General features: G+C 70.2%; 17 protein-coding genes. 8 read left to right on the forward strand and 9 right to left on the reverse strand.

What is annotated here, in order from left to right; translation table 11 throughout:
• Nucleotides 1-127 precede the first annotated feature (127 nt).
• The 8 genes from purH to AC069H_RS24505 all read right to left on the reverse strand — a co-directional run bounded on the left by purH (nt 128) and on the right by AC069H_RS24505 (nt 9478).
• A complete protein-coding gene (gene purH, locus AC069H_RS24470) occupies nt 128-1690 on the reverse strand; it encodes a bifunctional phosphoribosylaminoimidazolecarboxamide formyltransferase/IMP cyclohydrolase (RefSeq protein ID WP_478225043.1) in 1563 nt (520 codons plus the stop codon).
• Nucleotides 1687-2304: a phosphoribosylglycinamide formyltransferase gene (purN, locus tag AC069H_RS24475; protein ID WP_478225042.1), complete on the reverse strand. Its 618-nt coding sequence runs from the start codon at nt 2302-2304 to the stop codon at nt 1687-1689. Before purN ends, purH begins: the two co-directional genes overlap by 4 nt.
• A gap of 76 nt (nt 2305-2380) precedes the next feature.
• Nucleotides 2381-3805 (reverse strand): cell division protein PerM, encoded by a 1425-nt coding sequence (locus tag AC069H_RS24480; protein WP_478233939.1) that lies wholly within the window; start codon nt 3803-3805, stop codon nt 2381-2383.
• Between the two features lie 143 nt (nt 3806-3948).
• Nucleotides 3949-4758 carry a DUF5336 domain-containing protein gene (locus tag AC069H_RS24485; RefSeq protein ID WP_478233940.1) on the reverse strand — a complete coding sequence of 270 codons (810 nt, stop codon included), beginning with the start codon at nt 4756-4758 and terminating at the stop codon, nt 3949-3951.
• A 346-nt stretch (nt 4759-5104) separates the two neighbouring features.
• The gene (gene sucD / locus AC069H_RS24490) at nt 5105-5992 is read right to left on the reverse strand and encodes a succinate--CoA ligase subunit alpha (RefSeq protein WP_005165134.1); all 888 of its coding nucleotides are present in this window, start codon (nt 5990-5992) and stop codon (nt 5105-5107) included.
• A gap of 1 nt (nt 5993) precedes the next feature.
• A complete protein-coding gene (gene sucC, locus AC069H_RS24495) occupies nt 5994-7163 on the reverse strand; it encodes an ADP-forming succinate--CoA ligase subunit beta (protein ID WP_126736646.1) in 1170 nt (389 codons plus the stop codon).
• A gap of 117 nt (nt 7164-7280) precedes the next feature.
• A complete protein-coding gene (locus tag AC069H_RS24500) occupies nt 7281-7640 on the reverse strand; it encodes a hypothetical protein (RefSeq protein WP_478225039.1) in 360 nt (119 codons plus the stop codon).
• Complete coding sequence (locus tag AC069H_RS24505; protein WP_478233941.1) at nt 7637-9478, reverse strand: hypothetical protein; 1842 nt, start codon at nt 9476-9478, stop codon at nt 7637-7639. Before AC069H_RS24505 ends, AC069H_RS24500 begins: the two co-directional genes overlap by 4 nt.
• Nucleotides 9479-10063: 585 nt before the next feature.
• Between AC069H_RS24505 and AC069H_RS24510 the strand changes: the two genes are divergently transcribed.
• Nucleotides 10064-10750, forward strand: coding sequence for a M23 family metallopeptidase (locus tag AC069H_RS24510; protein ID WP_340684684.1), 687 nt, complete (start codon nt 10064-10066; stop codon nt 10748-10750).
• A 663-nt stretch (nt 10751-11413) separates the two neighbouring features.
• Here AC069H_RS24510 and pcrA read toward each other — a convergent pair.
• On the reverse strand, nt 11414-13831 hold the full coding sequence (gene pcrA, locus AC069H_RS24515) for a DNA helicase PcrA (protein ID WP_478233942.1): 2418 nt from the start codon (nt 13829-13831) through the stop codon (nt 11414-11416).
• A 90-nt stretch (nt 13832-13921) separates the two neighbouring features.
• Between pcrA and AC069H_RS24520 the strand changes: the two genes are divergently transcribed.
• From AC069H_RS24520 to AC069H_RS24550, 7 genes are all read left to right on the forward strand, one after another.
• Complete coding sequence (locus AC069H_RS24520) at nt 13922-14341, forward strand: DUF1707 SHOCT-like domain-containing protein (RefSeq protein WP_478233943.1); 420 nt, start codon at nt 13922-13924, stop codon at nt 14339-14341.
• A gap of 171 nt (nt 14342-14512) precedes the next feature.
• Nucleotides 14513-14800 carry a chorismate mutase gene (locus AC069H_RS24525; RefSeq protein WP_034304455.1) on the forward strand — a complete coding sequence of 96 codons (288 nt, stop codon included), beginning with the start codon at nt 14513-14515 and terminating at the stop codon, nt 14798-14800.
• Between the two features lie 150 nt (nt 14801-14950).
• Nucleotides 14951-15256 carry a hypothetical protein gene (locus tag AC069H_RS24530; RefSeq protein ID WP_125680026.1) on the forward strand — a complete coding sequence of 102 codons (306 nt, stop codon included), beginning with the start codon at nt 14951-14953 and terminating at the stop codon, nt 15254-15256.
• 338 nt (nt 15257-15594) lie between these two features.
• Nucleotides 15595-16839, forward strand: a complete 1245-nt coding sequence (locus tag AC069H_RS24535; protein WP_478233944.1) for a hypothetical protein — start codon at nt 15595-15597, stop codon at nt 16837-16839.
• A 256-nt stretch (nt 16840-17095) separates the two neighbouring features.
• On the forward strand, nt 17096-17941 hold the full coding sequence (locus AC069H_RS24540; RefSeq protein ID WP_478233945.1) for a hypothetical protein: 846 nt from the start codon (nt 17096-17098) through the stop codon (nt 17939-17941).
• Between the two features lie 219 nt (nt 17942-18160).
• Nucleotides 18161-19789: a serine/threonine-protein kinase gene (locus tag AC069H_RS24545; RefSeq protein WP_478233946.1), complete on the forward strand. Its 1629-nt coding sequence runs from the start codon at nt 18161-18163 to the stop codon at nt 19787-19789.
• 13 nt (nt 19790-19802) lie between these two features.
• Nucleotides 19803-20834, forward strand: a complete 1032-nt coding sequence (locus tag AC069H_RS24550; protein WP_478233947.1) for a serine/threonine-protein kinase — start codon at nt 19803-19805, stop codon at nt 20832-20834.
• Nucleotide 20835: the final 1 nt, after the last annotated feature.

Genomic DNA, 20835 nt, shown 5'->3' on the forward strand with positions numbered 1-20835 from the left:
TGGCATGCCGGCCGGGGCCGGGCACCGGGAATGCCGTGGTCCCGTCGCGGGCACCCGGATCGCGATTAGGGGGCTAAACGCAGGTCCGTGGCCGGATCGCGATTAGCCCGCGAAACGCAGGTCCGCGTCAGTGGGCGAAGTGGCGTGTGCCGGTCAGGTAAAGGGTGACCCCGGCGGCCTCGGCGGCGGCGATGACCTCGGCGTCGCGGATCGAGCCACCCGGCTGGACGACGGCGCGGACGCCGGCCTCCAGCAGGACCTCGAGCCCGTCCGGGAACGGGAAGAAGGCGTCCGACGCGGCGACGGAGCCCTTCGCCCGCTCTCCCGCACGCGAAACCGCGAGCCGCGAGGAATCGACCCGGTTCACCTGGCCCATGCCGACGCCGACGGTCGCGCCCTCGTTCGCCAGCAGGATCGCGTTCGACTTCACCGCGCGCAGCGAACGCCACGCGAACTCGAGGTCGGCCAGCGTCCGCTCGTCGGCGGGCGCGCCGGTCGCCAGGGTCCAGTTCGCCGGGTCGTCGCCCTCGGCGGCGATCGTGTCGACGGTCTGCACCAGCATGCCGCCGGAGATCGGCCGGAACTCGATCGGATCCGGCGACGTGATCGCGGGCAGCTTCAGCAGCCGCACGTTCTTCTTGCGCTGCAGGATCTCCAGCGCCTCGGCGTCGAAGTCCGGCGCCAGGACGACCTCGGTGAACACCTCGGAGATCTGCTCGGCGGCCTCGCGGCTCACCGGCCGGTTGGTCGCGATCACCCCGCCGTAGGCCGAAACCGGGTCGCACGCGTGCGCCTTCCGGTGCGCCTCGGCGATGTCCTCGCCAACCGCGATCCCGCACGGGTTGGCGTGCTTGATGATCGCGACGGCCGGGGCCTCGAAGTCGTAGGCGGCACGGCGCGCGGCGTCGGTGTCGACGTAGTTGTTGTACGACATGGCCTTGCCGTGCAGCTGTTCCGCGTGCGCGAGGCCCGGCCGCCAGTGCTTGTACAGCGCGGCCTTCTGGTGCGGGTTCTCGCCGTAGCGCAGCACGTCGCCGCGCTCCCACGAAGCGCCGGTGAAGTCCGGGAAACCGGAGTCGTCCGCGGGCGCGTAGACGTTCGCGAACCACGATGCGACTGCGGTGTCGTAGGCCGCGGTGTGCGCGTAGGCCTGCGCGGCGAGCCGCTTGCGGTCGGCCAGCTCGAACCCACCGGCGGCGACGCGCTCCAGCACCCACTCGTAACGGGAGGGGTCGACCACGACGGCGACGCTGTTGTGGTTCTTCGCCGCGGCGCGCACCATCGCCGGACCGCCGATGTCGATGTTCTCGACACAGTCCTCGGGGCTCGCACCTGACGCGACGGTCTGCGTGAACGGGTACAGGTTGACCACGAGCAGGTCGAACGGCGCGATGTCGAGCTGCTTGAGCTGCTCGACGTGCTCCGGGCGCTCACGGTCGGCGAGCAGGCCCGCGTGCACGCGCGGGTGCAGCGTCTTGACCCGGCCGTCGAGGGACTCCGGGAACCCGGTGACCTCTTCGACCGGCGTCACCGGCACCCCGGCGTTCGCGATGACCTTCGCCGTGCCGCCGGTCGACACGATCTCGACACCCGCCGCGTGCAGCCCGGTGGCGAGTTCGAGCAGGCCGGCCTTGTCGGAGACGCCGATCAGCGCGCGCCGGACGGGACGCTGTCCCTGTGCGGTACTCACGAAAACCTCACCTTTCGTCCCTCGACCGCGCACCCGCTCCGGCCGAGTTTTTCGATCGTTTCCACCAGGAGCCTGCGTTCCACGGCCTTGATCCGCTCGTGCAGGACGTGCTCGTCGTCGTCGGGCTCCACGATCACCGGCTCCTGCGCGATGATCGGCCCGGTGTCGACTCCGGCGTCGACGAAATGGACCGTCGACCCGGTGACCTTGACGGCCATCGCCAGCGCGTCGGCCACGGCGTGCGCGCCGGGGAACGATGGCAGCAACGCCGGATGTGTGTTGATCACGCGGCCGGGGAACCGCGCGAGGAATTCGGCGCCGAGGATCTTCATGAATCCGGCCGAGACGACCAGGTCCGGCTGGTAGGCGGCGACGGATTCGGTGATCGCCTTGTCCCACGCCGAGCGGTCCGGGTGATCGGCCATCCGCACGGCGAACGACGGCACGCCGGCGCGTTCGGCCCGGGTGAGCGCCTCGATCCCGGCGCGGTCCGCTCCGACGGCGACCACCTTCGCCGGGAAGTTCGGCTTTTCGACCGCGTCGAGCACGGCTTGCAGCAGCGTGCCGGAACCGGACGCGAGGACGACGAGCTTCACCGGAGTGGGCAGGTCCAACCGACTAGCCAGAACGGGCTCCTTGCCACGGCGGTACGCACTCGGGCGTACGGCGCTTCACCTGGTCGCGACAACCCTAACGGTCGTCACCGGGGGCGCTTTCGTCGCCGGACCCCTCGGTGGAGTCGGTCACAGCGACGTCCTGCTCGGGCTCGTCTTCCGGCTCCGCGTCCGGCTCGTCTTCGGCAGGAGTCTCGTCGACGTCCTCCGCCGGTTCTTCGGCTTCGGGCTCGGTTTCTTCCTCCGCCGGTTCATCCTCTTCCGGCTCGACGAGGTCTTCCTCGACCTCGGGTTCGCCCGGCGGTTCGGGGGCGTCGTGCGCTCCGGCGAAGAACGCGACGAACCCACCGGGGACGACGATCCAGCAGAAGGCGATCACCGACGCGACCCCGACCGGCACGCTGACCGGATCGAACGGCCCGTCTCCCAGCCTGCCACCGGAAAGGGTCCCGAGGATGACACAGCCGAACGCGACGAACGCGCCCGCGACGGCGACCGCCCTCATCCGCAGCATCGGATCCTCGTCGATCGCGCGGATCCGCCAGCCGACCAGCGCGCCGACCAGCGCGGGCAGGAGCAGCAACGCCGGCCACCAGACCGCGTGGTGCGACGGGATCCCCGCCAGCAGCGGCACCCCGGGCAGCTTGCCTTCCTGGTAGCCGAACATGCCGACGGTCAGCGAACCGACCGAGAACCCCGGCCCGGTGGTGAACGACAGCGCGGCGACGACCGCGTTCGGCAGGTAGGCGACGGAAAGCACCAACAGGCCGAAGCTCGCACCGAATCCCGGCTCGAACAGACTGTCCACAGTGGACCAAGAAAGCGCGGTGGCCGCGGTGAACACCACGGCGCCGCAGGCGATCAACGCGGCGAGCCCGAGCGCGCCCGCCCGCAGGCCTTGGACCGCCACCGGATCGAACCGGTCCCGCACCGCGGCAGGCAGCCCGCAGGCCTTGGCGACCCCCGCGATGGCGGCGAGTCCGGCGAGGAGGCCCGGTACACAGAAAGCGGTCAGCGGGTTCACGTCGACCGGCGATCCGCCCGCCAGCAGGGCGACGAGCACACCGAACAGGGCGTGGGCGCCGGCGATCACCGTCACCACGGGAATGGCGTCCGCCGGGGTCCGGCCGCCGCTCCGGCGGGCGGCGCGCGCGGCCGCCCTCGCCACGAGCCAGCCGACGACGAGCGTCGGCAGCAGCGGCAGCACGCCGAGCGGATGACCACCGAGGTCGAGTTCCACCTGCCACGAGGCGAGCCAGCCGGGGCCGGCGGCGAGCAGGGCGCCGGTGGCGGAGAACCGGGACCGGTCGGCGGCGAACGAAACCACCGCGAGGACGGCCGCGATGGCGGTGAAGGAGAACAACAGGGGCGCGCAGGCCGCCGCGAGCAACACACGAACCCGCTTCGCCCTGGAGACCTCCAGCTCGGGGACGAGGTCGCTCACCGGCTCTTCGCCCGGCGGGCGTTCGTCGCGGGTGAGCAGCTTCATGAACCGCACCATGACATCCGGACTGGGCCGTCCGGGTGAGGCACGCCGCCGCCCGTCGGCGCACGTGGCCCAACCCACCCGGTCGGGTAACCCGGAAAAGAAAAGCACCCGCTGTGACACGGAGAGTCACAGCGGGTGCTTTTTCGTGCGAGAGGTCAGCTCTGCTGGCCGAAACCGCCGGGCGGCGTGCCCGGGTTCTGACCCGACTCCGACGAGGAGGACGGCGGCTGCTGGAAGAACTGGCCCTGCTGCGGCGCGTACGTCGTGGCCTGCTGGCCCGGCGGCTGCGTGACCGGCGGCTGGAACCCGCCCGGCTGCGAGTACGGACCGGACTGCTCACCCTGCTGCTGCCCCTGCTGGCCCGAACCGGGGAACGGCTGGACCTGCGTGGCGGCCGGGCCCTGCTGACCCTGCTGGCCGAACGGACCCTGCGGGCCCTGCTGCGGGAACTGCTGGCTGTACGGGGCCTGCGGCGCCTGCTGCTGCGGCTTCGCGGCGGGCAGCTTGATGACGTCGTGCTCGAACAGCAGCGCGGCGACCGCGACCAGCATCTGCAGGATGCCGAGGATCAGCACCACGGTGAGGATGCCGGGGACCGAGACATCCTCACGACCACTCCCGTAGCCGATGACCAGATCCAGCGCTCCGAACGCGCCGAGGACGCTGAACAACGCGGCGAACGGCAGTGTCTTCGGACCGCGCGGCAGCGCGTGCAAGGCCGCGAGCAGACCGCTGACCAGGAGGAAGACCGAGATCTGCCCGGCGGCGTCGGCCTCGTCGGAGAAACCGATGAAGAACTGCACCAGGCCGAGAACGGTCACGGCGAGCGCGAGCAGCAACGCCAGGTTCAGCGGAGTCGCCTGCGACGGCGCCTGCTGCTGAGGAAAGGCTCCCGAGCCGGGGTTGGGGTGTTGCTGGCCGCCACCCTGCTGGGGGTAGCCGGGCCCACCGCTGGGATAGGACATCCGAATGCTCTCCTGTCGTTCGACCGGCACCCCGGGGCGCGCGGGACTCCCGGGACAAACGAGGCGGCTGTGATGCTCGAACGCTAGCGCACACGCGGACACCCCACGCCTCGGGCTCTGAGACGTCTCTACACCCGGTCGGGTTCCGTGCGGAACCCCTCGGCGACGACCGGATCGCGATTAGGGGGCTAAACGCGACGCGGCCGCCGGATCGCGATTAGGGGGCTAAACGCAGGTCCGCCCCCGACGTGCGTTCAGCGGGCTAAACGCGATCCGGGCGCAAAGAGGCGGGCCGGGCACCGGTGAAGGTGCCCGGCCCGCCGGGGAAAGCTCAGTCTCCGAAGGATCAGAGGCTGTTGTACAGCTCGCGCGCCAGGACGGCGGTCTCGCTCGGGGTCTTCCCGACCTTGACGCCGGCGGCCTCGAGGGCCTCCTTCTTGGCGGCGGCCGTGCCGGAGGAACCGGAGACGATGGCGCCGGCGTGGCCCATGGTCTTGCCCTCTGGCGCGGTGAAGCCCGCGACGTAGCCGACGACCGGCTTGGTCACGTTGTCCTTGATGTAGGCCGCGGCACGCTCTTCGGCGTCGCCACCGATCTCGCCGATCATCACGATGACCTTGGTCTCGGGGTCGGCCTCGAACGCCTCGAGGGCGTCGATGTGCGTCGTGCCGATGACCGGGTCGCCGCCGATGCCGACACCGGTCGAGAAACCGATGTCACGCAGCTCGTACATCATCTGGTAGGTCAGCGTGCCCGACTTCGACACGAGACCGATCGGGCCGGCACCGGTGATGTCGGCCGGGATGATGCCCGCGTTCGACTTGCCGGGGCTGATCACGCCGGGGCAGTTCGGCCCGATGATGCGGGTCTTGTTGCCCGTCGCGACCGCGTGCGCCCAGAAGTAGGCCGAGTCGTGCACCGGGATGCCCTCGGTGATCACCACGGCGAGCGGGATCTCGGCGTCGATCGCCTCGATGACCGCGTCCTTGGCGAACTTCGGCGGCACGAAGATGACCGAAACGTCGGCGCCGGTCTCCTTGATGGCCTCCTCGACCGTGCCGAACACGGTGAGGTCCTTGCCCTCGATGGAGACGGTCTGGCCTGCCTTGCGGGCGTTGACGCCACCCACGATGTTCGTGCCGGACTTCAGCATCTTGGTCGCGTGCTTCATGCCCTCGGAGCCGGTGAGCCCCTGGACGATGACCTTGCTGTTCTCGTTGATGAAGATCGACATCTCACGCACCTGCCGCGGCGAGCTCGGCGGCCTTGTCGGCCGCGTTGTCCATTGTGTCCACCACGGTGACGAGCGGGTGGTTCGCGTCGGCCAGGATCTGACGTCCCTCGACGACGTTGTTGCCGTCCAGCCGCACGACGAGCGGCTTGGTGGCCTCGTCGCCCAGGATCTTCAGCGCTTCGACGATGCCGTTCGCGACCGCGTCGCAAGCGGTGATGCCACCGAAGACGTTGACGAAGACGCTCTTCACGTCGGTGTCGTTGAGGATGACGTCCAGACCGGCCGCCATGACCTCGGCCGAAGCGCCGCCACCGATGTCGAGGAAGTTGGCGGGCTTGACGCCGCCGTGCTTCTCGCCCGCGTACGCCACGACGTCCAGCGTGGACATCACGAGGCCCGCGCCGTTGCCGATGATGCCGACCTCGCCGTCGAGCTTGACGTAGTTGAGGTCCTTGGCCTTGGCCTTCGCCTCGAGCGGGTTCTCCGCGTCCTTGTCGACCAGGGCCTCGTGGCCCGGCTGACGGAACGAGGCGTTCTCGTCGAGGGTGACCTTGCCGTCGAGGGCGATGATCTTGTCCTGCGGGTCACGGACCAGCGGGTTGACCTCGACCAGCGTGGCGTCCTCGGAGACGAAGGTCTCCCAGAGCTTCACGACGACGTCGGCGGCCTCGTCGACGACCTTCTCCGGGAACTTGCCCGCGGTCAGGATCTCGACGGCCTTCGCCTTGTCGACACCGGCGATCGCGTCGACCGGGATCTTCGCGAGCGCTTCGGGACGCTCGACGGCCAGCTGCTCGATCTCCACGCCGCCTTCGGCGGAAGCCATCGCGAGGAAGGTGCGGTTCGCACGGTCCAGCAGGAAGGAGAAGTAGTACTCCTCGGAAATGTCCGAGGCTTCGGCCACCAGCACGCGACGCGTGATGTGGCCCTTGATGTCCAGGCCGAGGATCGCCTCGGCCTTCTCGGCGGCCTCATCCGGCGTCTGGGCCAGCTTGACGCCGCCCGCCTTGCCGCGGCCGCCGGTCTTGACCTGCGCCTTGATGACGACCTGGTTGCCGATCTTCTCGGCGGTGGCCTTGGCTTCTTCGGGGGTGTTTGCCACGGCACCCGGCAGAACCGGTACTCCGTGGGCGGCGAAGAGATCCCTCGCCTGGTATTCGTAGAGGTCCACTACTCCAGTCTCCTGACGACACGCCACTGTGGTGGTCCGTTGCCGGACCGCGCTGTCGGACCAGTCGAGGTTAGCGACCTGCGCAGAAGCAGGGGACTCCGCACCTGGTGAAGTCGGTCACCGTACGCGGTCAGACGGTGTTTCCACGGTGTGAGACCGCACACCGGAGACCCAGTTCGCCGCGTTTTCCAGGCTTTCGAAGGCGTTCTCGAACCCGCTCGGGCCGTTACCGACCGCGAAGAGGAGAACGCCCGGCACGGCTTCGGCCAATCCTTCCGGTTCGTTCGCGCCGCACAGGACGCCGAGGATGTCCGGGTCCTCCTGTTCGACCGTCCTGGCCATTTGGTCGACCGTGTCGAGGCGACCGACGTAGACCACCTCGACGCCGTCGTCACGCAGCAACCGCCCGAGAGCGACCGCGGCACCTTCCTCCACGTCGAACTCGGCCAGCACGACCCGAAGAAGACGGCGCGTCATCCGGCCCGCCGTGCGCCCGCGACGGCCATCCCGGCCGTGACGAGGGTGACGACGGCGCCTGCCAGCGCGAGCCAAAACCCGATCCCGGCCGAGGAGCCGTCGTACTCCGAGCCGACGAGCGGAAGTTCCGCCGCACGCAGGCCGAGCACCAGCGCGGCCCCGGACAAGGCGGACGCCGCCGCGGCCGGCCGTGAACGCGGGACGAGCGCGTACAGGCCGAGGACGACCGCGAGCGCGCCGAGCAGGCCCCACGACGCCGCGCCGAAGTCCGACCACAGCCCGGGGGCGGCGTAGCCGGGCGCGGTGAACACCGGCGTGCCGAACGCGGCGATCGCCAGTACCGCCGCCGCGACGAGCGGGGTGAGCACGTTCCCCCTCGCCCGCGTTCCGTCCAGGCCGGTGTCCAGTTCCGCGTCGTCGTCGGAGACGTCACGCTCCACGACGCCGGTGATCACCGCCGCGAGCGCGGCCACGGCCGCCAGCACGAGCGCGATGAACGTCCACGTGACCCCGGGACCCGCCGAGAAGCCGACCTTGTCCGGCAGCGGTAACGGCAGATCGACTCCGAACAGCGCCGGGTCCACGGCCTTGTCCTCGGTCACGGACAAGGCCGCGCTCAGCACCGCCGCGCCCGCGAGGACGACACCCGCCCACGTGGCCGCGACGACTCCCCTCGCGAACGCCGAGAGCCGCGGTACGAAGACGAACAGCGCGGGCACGGCGAGCACGACCGCGGCGCCGAGCAGCAGCCAGCGCGCCGGAGTCTCGGGTACCGGCGTCGGACCGTTGGCCTTCAGTACCGGGGCCAGCGCCCCCGCGACCGCGGCCGCGGCGGCGAGCAGCGCCAGCCCACCGGTGGCCAGCCGCCACCAGAACAGCCCCGGCAGCTTGGCCTCGCCCGCCAGGTCGCCGGTGACGGCCTCGCCCGCTTCCGCGACGTCGAACCGCGTGAAGGCAAGGCCCACCAGCGCCAGGCCCGCGACGGTCACGACCACCGAACCCGGCGCGACCGAAAGCCGGTCCACGACCAGCCCCGCGATCACGGGCGGGACACCGACCGCGAGCACCGCCAGCCCCGCTCCGGCGAATCCGCCCTTGCCGACCCCGGCCGAGGGCGAACTCACCGCCACGAGCACGGTCAGCGGGAGCAAGGCCGCGAGCAACAGGTACCCGGCCATCGCGACGGTCGGGCCTTCGAAGGCGTTCTTGGCCAGGAGGTAAGCGTTGCCCGAACCGAGCGGCGCGAGCAGCAAGCCGACCCCGCCCGCCACGCCGAGTACGGGGCCGAGCAGCCGCCAGCGGCGCCGTCCGTCGAGTTCACCCGCCAGTTCCGCCTCGTCGCGAGCGGCCCCGGCGGCGAACGCCCCAGCCGCGAGCGTGAGCAGATGACCCGCCACCAGCGGCCACAGCCCCGGCCCCGACGGAGGCAGCGCGAGCAGCCTGTCGGCGAGAAACAGTTCCGGACGCGCGGCGAGGGACCCGTCGGCGAGCAGCTGCAGGTCCAGCAGCAGCCGTCCGGGCGCGAGCGCGGTGAGCCCGAGCACCAGACCCGCCGTGAGCCCGGAGCGGCCGGTGACCACCGCGTAGAGCACGGCCGCCGCGGGCGCCAAGGCCAGCACGACCAGCAGGGGAGCGGCGGTCAAACCAGGCGAACCGCCCTGGATGACGGGCAGCAGCGCGCCGGCGGCCAGCGCGACCGCACCGGCCGACACCAACCCCGCCGACAGCAGGAGCGCTCGCGGGCGGGAGCCCGGTTCGCTCCGGAGAAGTTCGGCGGACGCGGTACCGGGGTCGGCTTGCCCGGCGGAGTCGCCAGGGTGCCGTGAGCGCGAAGTCATCGACGGCGACGCTAGCAAGCCAGGGTCGGCGGGGCCCCGCAGCAGGGGCGCCCCAGGTCTCATCGGCGCTCGACCAGGCCACTGAAGGGCCGGGTCCGGGTAAACCTGCTTCAACACCGTCGTGCAACCACTTATTTCCCTCGTTTGCCCCCTTTCCGGCCCTCCGGTACCCCCGAACGGCCCTCTGATCTTGTAACGCAAGTCACACGGTTGCGAGTAAACCTGGTCTAACTTTGGGTAATCCTCACTGGACAACGGCCAGATCACCGTCGCCCGATCGGCCGAGAGCGCCGCCAGATCTTGCTGATCGGGGTGCCGCTTCGTTACTGTCCCGGGGTCCCCATTACAGTCAGATCACGAATGAGAGCATCGAACGAACCACCCCCGAGGTCGTTCACCGGGATCCCCCGCCCGGGCTCTTGATCCGACTCCCCGAACACGGAAGGCCCCGTCTTGGCTTCACACCGCTCCCCCGGCGGCCAAGCTCCTTCCCCGGCGCTCGAGAACGCACTCGATGGTGCGGTCGTTCGCGTCCGGGGCTCGCACCGCCTGTCGCCCCCGTCCTCGGCCCTTCGCGGTCGTGTCGTGGTCGCAGCCGTCGCTGCCGGCGCCTTCGCGGCCGCCGCTGCCGGGCAGACCCTGAAGTCCGTTTCGGAATCCTCCGACGCCGCCGTCACCCCGCTGGCCAGCACCCAGGACGCGAGCGCCTCGTTCGCCCTCGGCGGCGGAGCCGGTGGTGGCGCCCCCGAGCTGCTGCCGACGAGCCAGTCGACGAACGCCTCCGCCGAAGCCCAGAAGCTCTCGGAGAACAACAGCATCACCCAGGCCCGCGTCAAGCGCGAGGCCGAAGCGGCCCGCAAGGCCGAAGAAGAGGCCAAGCGGCCCAAGACCTGCATGCCGACCAAGGGCACCTTCACCTCGGGCTTCGGTGCCCGGTGGGGCACGAGCCACCTCGGCATCGACATCGCGGCCCCGATCGGCACGCCGATCGTCGCGGCCTCCGACGGCACGGTCGTCGAAGCGGGCCCGGCGAGCGGTTTCGGCCTCTGGGTCAAGGTTCAGCTCGCCGACGGCACCATCCACGTCTACGGCCACATGAACTCGTTCTCCGTCCGCGAAGGCCAGAAGGTCAAGTGCGGCGAGGAGATCGCCGAGGTCGGCAACCGTGGTCAGAGCACCGGCCCGCACCTGCACTTCGAGGTGTGGCAGAACGGCACGAAGAAGATCGACCCGCGCCCGTGGCTCGCCGCCCGTGGCGTGAGCGTCGGCTGATCCTGCCGCAGTCCCCTTCACCACACCGGTGACCCCGCCCGCGACAAGGGCGCGCCGGGCAACGACGCTCTGGCGCGCCTTCAAGGCCTCCGCTTCCCCCTTCGAAGACATCGGGAAGCGTCGCAGGCCATCCACCGCGGCGCGCGTGCCCTCTTTCGGGCCCTCAATGCCCTCAAGCGACGCCGTCGGCCGACTTCCGGACGAAGTACCCCACGGCGATCTGCCAGACCGTGCAGAGACCGGCCGGGCGCCGTTCGATCGGCCGCCATCCGGCGAAAAGTCCCCGGAAAAAAGTTCGGCACCCGGCTGGCCGCGGCCCGAACAGCCATCGCCGCGCGTGACCGCATACGACGCACCGTCCGGCCCCGTCCGGTTCGTGTGTCCGCAGTAACGCGCGCCAGGCCGCGACCAGCCTGAGCACTTCCGGCGGCTCCGGACCCCGATCCGTCCCCGCCCCTTCTTCAACACCCCGCAAGTACTCGAGTACCCCACTCGAGAGAACCCCAAACAAGACCCCGTCCACACCGTGTGCCCCCTCCTTCTGATCAGGGGCACACCGGCTCATCCAGCCTACCCCAGCACATCGAACTCGTGTTCGATGACACAGGTATACGGGAGGGGTCCGACAGTTTTCGTGCGCGGCAAAGAAACCGCAGGTCAGGGCTAGAGTTTGACCATCGGGACGCTGCCGATGAGCATCAGCCGGACCTTGCCGGCGGCGCCGAAGTCGATCGTCGCCGTGGCCCGCGGGCCCGCGCCGTCGCAGGCGACGACGGTCCCGAGCCCGTACTTGTCGTGGCTGACCCTGTCGCCGACGTCCAGTTTGAGCGCGACGGTGTCCTTCCAACCCTTGCCGAACGGGCTCGTGCTCGCCGACCTCGAAGGCGACGAGCCACCGCCGCGGCTCCCCCAGGTCGTCGCGGCACGCGGCGATCCACCCGACGAACCGAAACCGCCGGAGGACGAGGAAGGCGCGAGCCTGCGCCAATCGACCAGGTCCGCGGGAAGCTCGTCGAGGAACCGCGAGGCCGGGTTCATCTGCGGCTGGCCCCAGGCGGAGCGCACCATCGAACGGGAGACGTACAGCCTCTTCCTCGCCCGCGTGATCGCGACGTAGGCGAGCCGTCGCTCTTCGGCGAGTTCGGTCGTGTCACCGAGCGCACGCATATGCGGGAAGATTCCGTCTTCCCAGCCCGTTCCGAAGACGACCGGGTATTCGAGGCCCTTCGCGGTGTGCACGGTCATCAGCGTGACCACGCCGGCGTCGTGCCCCTCGCCGCTATCGTCGCCGCCGTCGGGCGACGGGACCGAATCCGCGTCCGCCACCAGCGAGACCCGCTCCAGGAAGGCGGGCAGCGAACCCGGCTCCGGCACACCGGGGTCCGCGGTGTCGATTTCGGGGAGTTCGCCGTCCGGACCGGCGACCTCCGTGGTGAATTCGGTGAACTCCCGCGCGACGGTGACGAGTTCCGTCAGGTTCTCCACCCGCGACGCGTCCTGCGGGTCTTCGGACTCCTCGAGTTCCGTGCGGTAGCCCGTGCGCTCCAGGACCGCTTCGAGGATGTCGGCGACTTCCGCGCCGCTCTCGACGACCTCGCCGAGCTCGTCCATCAACTCGACGAAACCGGTGATCGCCTTGGCGGAGCGCGGGTTCAGCAGCGGCACCTCGCCGTTGACCGCGCCGCGCAACGCCTGCGCGAACGAGATCCGCTCGCGCTCGGCGTACGTCGCGATGACCGCTTCGGCGCGGTCGCCGATGCCTCGTTTGGGGACGTTGAGGATGCGGCGCAGGCTGACCGTGTCCTCCGGGTTCGCCAGCACCCTCAGGTACGCGAGCATGTCGCGGACCTCGCGCCGTTCGTAGAACCGCACCCCGCCGACGACCTTGTACGGCAGGCCCAAGCGGATGAAGATCTCTTCGAAGACACGGGACTGGTTGTTGGTGCGATAGAAGACCGCGACGTCGGAATAGTCCGCTTCGCCCTTGTCCGCCAGCGCGTCGATCTCGCCCGCGACGAACGCCGCTTCGTCGTGCTCGTTGTCCGCCACGTAGCCGACGATCTTCTCGCCGTCACCGGAATCGGTCCACAGCCGCTTCGCGCGCCTGTTGGGGTTTCGCGCGATGACCGCGTTCGCCGCGTTCAGGATCGTCTGGGTCGAGCGGTAGTTCTGTTCCAGCAGCACGGTCCGCGCGTTCGGGAAGTCGCGTTCGAATTCCTCGATGTTGCGGATCGTCGCGCCGCGGAAGGCGTAGATCGACTGGTCCGCGTCACCCACGACGCAGAGTTCGGCCTGCTCGATCCCGGCCTCGTTCGCCTCGGTGCCCACCAGCTCGCGGACCAGCGTGTACTGCGCGTGGTTCGTGTCCTGGTACTCGTCGACCAGCACGTGCCGGAACCGCCGCCGGTAGTACTCGGCGACGTCCGGATACCGCTGCAGGAGTTCGACCGTCCGCATGATGAGGTCGTCGAAGTCGAACGCGTTGGCCTGGTTCAGCCGCCGCTGGTACTCGACGTAGACCTCGGCGACGCGGCGTTCGAGGTCGTTGCCCGCGTCGGCGACCGCCGTCTCCGGATCGATCAGCTCGTTCTTGAGGTTCGAGATGTGCACGGCCAGCGTGCGCGCCGCGTACTTCTTCGGGTCGATGTCGAGATCGCGGGCGACGAGGGTGATGAGCCGCTTCGTGTCGTCCGAGTCGTAGATGGAGAAACTCGACGACATCTCCAGCGTTTTGGCCTCACGGCGCAGGATCCGCACGCACATGGAGTGGAACGTCGACACCCACATGGCGCGCGCGCCAGAACCGACGAGGTCGCTCACCCGCTCCCGCATCTCCGCGGCCGCCTTGTTGGTGAACGTGATCGCCATGATCTGGCCGGGGTGCACGTCCCGTTCGGCCAGCAGGTACGCGATCCGCCGGGTCAGCACCCGGGTCTTGCCGGAACCCGCGCCCGCGACGACCAGCAGCGGCGAGCCCGCATGGGTCACGGCCTCGCGCTGTGCCGGGTTCAGGTCGTCGAGCAGGTCCGAGTGCCGGGACTTGGCCGGACCGTCCGCTGGGAGATCGAAGAGGGTGTTCATCGCCGGTCCACGCTACAGCGCCGGGCGTAGGCGGTGTTGACGCCTGCCGTCCGACGCGCGAGCGGTGTTCGCGGCGGAGGATCGGATGCCATGGACACCAACGGAATTCCCTCCCGGCTCAGGGCCGCCGACATCGACAGGGAGCGGGTCGCGACCCGTATCCAGGCCGCCGGCGGTGAAGGCCGTCTCACTCTCGAAGAAGTGGAAGACCGGCTGAGCGCTGTGTATTCCGCCGAATACACGGACGATCTCGTCGCGCTCACTTCGGATCTGCCGAAACCCGTGCCGAAGCGGCGCCTGGTCGCCTTCGGGCATCCAGCGGTGCGGATCCATCTCGCGGTCGCCGTCGTGCTTTCGGTGCTGCTGATCGTCCGATGGACGGCCTCGGGGGCGCCGTTCTTCTGGCCCGCGATGCCGATGTTCTGGCTGGCCATGAGCGTCCTCGTGCACGCCCGTGTCCGCGGAGCGCGCCGCCGCTTCAAGCCGGAGGACGGCATCGCTGTGGCATAATGACCGGCATGCGGCACCACTCGACGCGATTTTTTTACGGGACCCGGACTCCGGCTCCCGTGATCGCATAGTGCCGCGAATGCCATCACCCGAAGCCCCGGAGTCCACGGACCCCGGGGCTTTACGCTGTTCCGGGGGCCAGCAGGGAATCCGGACCGAAGAAAGGTCCCGATGAGCACCACACAGAAGCCGGACGCCGAAGAACCCACCGCCACCGCCGAAGAGATCGGCGAGCTCCGCAAGGAGATCGACTTCCTCGACGGCGAGATCCTGCGGCTGGTCAAACGCCGGGTCGAAGTCTCCAAGACGATCGGTGCGGCCAGGATGGCCGCGGGCGGCACCAGGATCGTCTACAACCGCGAGATGGACGTGCTCGCGCGCTACCGCGAGCTCGGGCCGGAGGGGCGGCAGCTGGCGATGGCGCTGCTCAACCTCGGGCGGGGCAGGCTGGGACGGTAAGTGGTAGCAAAGGTCCCTTGCTCCCGCGACGCACCCGGATCGCGTTTAGCGGGCTAAACGCGATCCGGCCACGTCACGATCCAGTGCCGTGAGGCGGAACTCAGGGTGTTCCCCGAGCCACGACGGCCCGGGACAGGGCAAACTGGACACATGATTAACCTCATCGCCGTCGTGATCGCGATCGCCGGTGTGCTCGCCGCGCTGGGCCATCTGGGCTATCTCGCCATGCTGAACAACGCGGCGGGTAAGCGCGCGGGCGGCACCCCCATCGCCCAGTACGTCAAGACGCGCTGGCCGATCGCGGCGGGTACCACGGCCGCGTCGCTTTTCGCCTGGCTGCTCACGAGTGGGGGAACGACGCTCGACGTCATCGCCATTTTGCTTGCAGCGGGTAGCGGGATCACGGCCACGAAAGCCTTGCAGTCGACCCAGCAGAAGTACCGCAGCGGCAACTGAACGGCCTCACCAGCGCCGATAGCACTCCGTAACGTCACCGAGGCCCGTTCGGCCGCGCCCGACCGAGTGAAACATCTGCAACTTGCAGAGCGGGTGAAGACTTGCGGGTGTCGAACTTTTAGTGTGGTCCTCGTGTGGACCCTTGCGTCTGGGTCGGGCGATGCCCGTATGGCGCGCGGGGGCGATGGCCCCGCGCGCCCCCAGTCGTATGCGCGTGCATTTGCTCACGAGACTGCTTGGGAGTCTGCAAGCGAGGGATCCCGTGAACCCGCTGCTCCGTTCGGCTTAACCGGTGTCACATCGCCGTCAGGGCCGGCCTGCGAGAGGGTCGCTCGGACATGAACGGCTGGGCGGAACACCAGGGACGGAACGGCGCCACGCAAGCGGGCCGCCACCGGGCGGGCGGTACCGAAGGCTGGACTCCCGCCGTGCCGCCGCGGGGGCAGCGCGCAGGCGGGCACGGGCATCACGCGCACCGCGAGTTCGCCCCGCCCGCCACCGGTTCCCTTCCCCTGCCGCCGCCGCGGGACAGGAGGGCGCCGGGCCCCGGCTACGCCCCATCGAGCGGCCGTCTGCCGCTCCCCCAGCCCGCTCGCGAGGTCCCCGTAGAGCCCCCAGTCCGCCCGGCCCGCGTCGAGGTCTCGTTCACCGAACCCGTCCCGCCTCCCGCCGAGGAACGGCGCGCGAAGGCCGCCCAGCGCACGAAGGTGACGCTGACCGCCCCCGCTCCCCGCCGTCCCGAGCCGGTGGAGGTCGACGACAACGAAGACGTCCGTGTCTACCTAGCCCCGCCTGTCGACGGTCTGAGCACCTTCGACCTCGGTTCGGTGCCCGCTTCGGTGACTCCGCCCAAGACCTGGCGCAAGGCCGCCTGGTTCGCGGCGGCGGCGTCCGCGCTGGTCGTGGTCGGCCTGCTCTTCGCCGGTTCGTACCTGGTCGGCAAACCCCTCCCGGAGCAGCAGAGCCAGGGCGGCTGGCCCGGATACCGCGGTGGCAGCCCGCTGACCCAGGACGGTCTCGCCGGCCATCCGGCCACGCCGCCGCAGGGTGGCGCGGCGGGCAACCCGTCTGAATCCGAGAAGGAGTCCTCCACCAGGGACGACCGCAGTGCCGCAAATTCCGGCACCCCCTCGGACAGCGAAAGCGCCGGGACCGGCTCGTCGCGGCCCGACTCGAGCGGGCCGGCGACGTCCGGGCGGCCCGCGCCGCCGTCGAGCGATCGGCCGCAGAAGCCGCCGGTCGTCCCGGCCAACCGCACCACCACGCCGGCCCCCTGGTACGCGTCGCAGCCGGACGCGCAGGCGATGGGCGACAACACCGAGCTCTTCCTCAACTCGGTCACCACGAACCCCCAAGAGGCGTCCTCGGTGACCTCCGGCGGCCTCCGCGAAGAAGGCGCGGAGGGCCTCCGGGACCGCTACCGCGATGTCGCCTACTTCGAGGTGAAGAAGGTCAGCATCGACCAGCGCCGCGGCGTCACGGTCAACACCGTCGAGGTCACTCACAAAGACGGAACGAAGACCATGGAGCAGCGTACGTTCACCTTCGGCGACGACGACAAGATCGTCGACGACGGCATGTAGGCGACCGCGCACGTGCAAGTGTCCTGTTCCTCTGCACGTGCGGTGCGCCGAGCGGTCATCCCTGGTCCGGGTGGGTGACCTAAGCTGCCGTTCGTCGTATCGCGACGGCATTCCGGCGATGGAGTCTGGCCGTGGACCGTCCGCACAGGGTTACCTGACGACGGCAGGGTCCGCACCGTTCAGAAGACGGCCGCGCGGACCAGAGGCGTCGGGCCGAACGGCCCAGCGCCTGCCCCGGACCAGAGCGAGGAATTTCGTGCTTGATCGACAGCGCATACGGCGGGAGGACGCCGTACGTGTCGAGGACGTCATCCCGGAAGAGATCCTGAACGACACCCGCGTCGACCGCGAGTACCTCGAGCAGGTCTTCCGCGAGCCGCAGAAGTTCGTTCCCGCGCGTGCCCGCGAAGAGCGGTCACCGCGGCCCGAACCCGAGGTGGACGAGCCGGAAAGCCGCGCCATCCGGCGGGCGAAGCTGGCAGGCCTGGTCGCCGCCGGGCTCCTGGTCGCGGGCGCCGTCGTCACCGCGGGCGTGCTCGCGGGCACACAGCCGCAGGGCACCGTGCCGGCTGCCGCCGTACCCGAGGTGATGAGCGGAGCAGCCGCGCTCGGCGGGCTCGCCGTCCCGGACTCCACCGAGCCGCAGCGGAAGCAGGAGACGCCGACGTCGTCGGGCGGCAGCGCGAGGCCCCAGCCGTCCTCAGGCACCGGCTCGGGCTCGCTCCCGCCGCAGGGCTCGTCGTCCAGCAGCACCAGCTCGCAGCCTGCCGCCAAGCCCGCCGCGGTCAGCACGGCCGAGGACAAGATCGACGCGGTCCGGAAGTTCTACCAGACCGTCGACGCCGATCCGTACGGCGCGATGTCGCTGATCACGCCGGTGCTGGCCGAATCCGAAGCGGGCAAGCTGATCGAGGCGTGGAGCGCCATGGACGCCATCCAGATCCAGGACGTCCGGGAACAGGCCGACGGCACCATCCTCGCCGTCGTGACCATGCGCAACCCGGACGGCGGCCTGCTGCGGGTCACGCAGGTGCTGGAATTCGCCGACGAGACCTCCGGCCTGATCACCGACGCGCGCCTGCTGTCCGCGCAGCACATGTGACGGACACCGCGCGTGTAACAGCCCTCCACCCAGGGCGATCAGAGTGTGCCGCGTGTGTGTGCGCAGAGTGAGCGCCTAGCCTTGTCACGAGTCGGTCTCGGAAAAGCCGGCACACAGACCACTACATGTGCATACGCTCCAACGCTGTGGCGTGCTGAAGGCCGCACCGCGTACGCGGACGATTCCGCGTCGTGAAGACGGAGCCCAAAGGGAGGTCGCGTGAGCGACGAGGGTCGCCTGGTCGCCGGTCGATATCGCATCGCCGGGCGGATCGGCACGGGCGCGATGGGGGCCGTGTGGCAAGCGCACGACGAGGTACTCGGCCGCACGGTGGCGATCAAGCAGTTGCTTCTGCAACCCGGACTTGAGGCTCACGACGCCGAAGACGCCCGTCAGCGCACGATGCGCGAGGGGCGTATCGCCGCCAGACTGCACCACCCGAACGCCATCTCGGTGTTCGACGTCGTCACCGACGACAACGGCCAGCCGTGCCTGATCATGGAGTACCTGAACTCCACCAGCCTCGCCCAGGTGCTGCAGGAGCAGCGCACGCTGCCGCCGACGGAGGTCGCGCGGATCGGCGCGCAGGTCGCGGCGGCGCTGACCGAAGCGCACGCGGTCGGCATCGTGCACCGGGACATCAAGCCGGGCAACATCCTGCTGGCGCCCAACGGCACGGTGAAGATCACCGACTTCGGCATCTCGCGGGCCAAGGACGACGTGACGGTCACGAAGACCGGGATGATCGCCGGGACCCCCGCCTATCTGGCGCCCGAGGTGGCCATCGGCGGCGACCCCGGCCCGGAGTCGGACGTCTTTTCGCTCGGCTCGACGCTCTACGCGGCCTGCGAAGGCCAGCCGCCGTTCGGCCTCAGCGAGAACACGCTGAGCCTGCTGCACGCGGTCGCGGCCGGGCAGATCATCCCGCCGCGCCAGTCCGGCCCGCTCGCCAGCGTGCTGGCCGTGCTGCTGCATCCGGAGGTGCGGCACCGCCCCACCGCCGAAGAGTGCGAAGAGCTCCTCGCCGCCGTCGCGCGGGGTGAAACGCCGCTGGGCGGCCCCGCGGACGACACCGTGCTCGCCGCCCCGATCGCGGGCGCGCTCGCCGGCGGTGGCGTGACCCAGGCGCTCGACAGCGAGGCCGCCGGTCACTCGGGCTCGCTCCTCGACGACCAGGACGCGGCCGGGTCGTACTACGACGACGAGGACGACTACCACCAGCCGCCCGCGTCGGGCTACCCGGAAGACGACTACGACGGGTACGACAACTACGACGAGACGGCGTTGCTGGCCGAACGCGGCCACCCCGGCGGCGGCCCCGCGCCCACGCGCGCCGTCCCGATCCCCGCGGGCGACTACGACGACGATCCCTACGACGACGATTACGACAATCCGCCCCCGCCGCCGCCCACCCGCGCGCAGACCAGCCCGGTGGACGAGGACGACGACGAAAAGCCGGGCGCGTGGAAGAAGCCCGCGATCATCGGCGGTGTCGTGGTGGTGGCGCTGGCCGCGCTGGGGTTCTGGCTGCTGACCCCGAACAACCCGGAGACGCCCGCGCAGGTGGGGAACTCGTCGTCGAAGCCGGCACCCAGTTCGTCGGCGCAGACATCGGCTCCGGAGACGACGGACACGCCGACGGAGACGGAGTCCGCCGAGCCGCCCAAGGAGACGAGCGCGTCGAAGAAGACGTCGACCAAGGCGAGTCAGACGGACGAGCCCGACCCGACGACACCGTCCAAGACGCCCAGCAAGACTCCGACGAAGACGCCGACTCCCACGACACCGACCACGACGCCTACGCCGACGACCCCGACCAGCCAGACGGGCGAGCCCGGCGGAGCATGATCCGAGGCTGCAATTGAGTTCTGAGGGTTCCATCGTCGGCGGCCGGTACCGCCTGGACCAGCCCATCGGGCGAGGCCGGGCGGGCATCGTGTGGCTGGCGTTCGACACACGCCTGCTGCGCACGGTCGCGATGAAGCGCATGTACCTGCCCGTCGGGCTGCCGCCGGACCGGGCGGAGCAGGCCAAGGCCGTCGTCGTCCAAGAAGGCAAGGACGCGGCCAAGTTCGAGCACGCCACCGCCATCAAGGTGTACGACGTGCTGCCCGACGGGCCGGACGTGTGGCTGGTGATGGAGTACATCCCGTCCCGCGGGATGGCGACCTTCCTCGCCGAGCACGGCAGGCTGACCGCGGAACAGGCCGCCGGGCTGGGCATCGTGCTCGGCCGCGCGCTGGCCGCGATGCACGAGGCCGGGGTGGTGCACCGGACCGTCGAGCCGGGCACGGTCCTGCTGGCCGACGACGGCGGAGTGAAGCTCACCGACATCGGCATCACCGGCGGCGGCCCGAGCCCCGCGTACCGGGCGCCCGAGGTGGCGCGCGGCGAACCGGCGACTTCGGCGTCCGACGTGTTCTCGCTGGGCGCGACGCTGTACACGGCCGTCGAGGGGGTGCCGCCGTTCGGTGAGGACGGCGAGTCCTCGGAACGGCCGCCGCAGACCGCCGGGCCGCTGGCGGGCGCGCTGCGCAAGATGCTGCGGGCGGAGCCGGACGCGCGGCCGACGATGGCCGACACGGTGCGCTCCCTGAACGCGATCACCGAAGGGCGGCAGACGGCGTTCATCCCGCCGACCGCGCCCGCCATGCCGACGGTCCCGGCCTCGATGCCGGTGCCCATGCAGCAGCAGGCGCCGCAGTTTCCCCAGCACCAGCCGCAGCAGTATCAGCCGCCGCAGCCGCAGTACGCGCCGCCGGCGCAGCAGTACGCGCCCGCCGCGCCGGTGGCGGCGAAGTCGCCGAACACCCGGAAATGGCTGATCGTCGCTGGCGCCGTGGTGGCGGCGATCCTCATCGGTGTGCTGTTCGCGGAGCTGTTCCTGATCTGAG

Source organism: Amycolatopsis sp. NPDC043887, from assembly GCF_056435665.1.

Coding starts and splice junctions, on each gene's coding strand:
- pcrA (WP_478233942.1), bottom strand. CDS start 13,831: ATGAACACCCTCTTCGATCTCCCAGCGGACGGTCCGGCCAAGTCCCGG.
- AC069H_RS24500 (WP_478225039.1), bottom strand. CDS start 7,640: ATGACGCGCCGTCTTCTTCGGGTCGTGCTGGCCGAGTTCGACGTGGAG.
- sucD (WP_005165134.1), bottom strand. CDS start 5,992: ATGTCGATCTTCATCAACGAGAACAGCAAGGTCATCGTCCAGGGGCTC.
- AC069H_RS24530 (WP_125680026.1), top strand. CDS start 14,951: ATGATTAACCTCATCGCCGTCGTGATCGCGATCGCCGGTGTGCTCGCC.
- AC069H_RS24485 (WP_478233940.1), bottom strand. CDS start 4,758: ATGTCCTATCCCAGCGGTGGGCCCGGCTACCCCCAGCAGGGTGGCGGC.
- AC069H_RS24505 (WP_478233941.1), bottom strand. CDS start 9,478: ATGACTTCGCGCTCACGGCACCCTGGCGACTCCGCCGGGCAAGCCGAC.
- AC069H_RS24520 (WP_478233943.1), top strand. CDS start 13,922: ATGGACACCAACGGAATTCCCTCCCGGCTCAGGGCCGCCGACATCGAC.
- AC069H_RS24480 (WP_478233939.1), bottom strand. CDS start 3,805: ATGGTGCGGTTCATGAAGCTGCTCACCCGCGACGAACGCCCGCCGGGC.
- AC069H_RS24535 (WP_478233944.1), top strand. CDS start 15,595: ATGAACGGCTGGGCGGAACACCAGGGACGGAACGGCGCCACGCAAGCG.
- AC069H_RS24525 (WP_034304455.1), top strand. CDS start 14,513: ATGAGCACCACACAGAAGCCGGACGCCGAAGAACCCACCGCCACCGCC.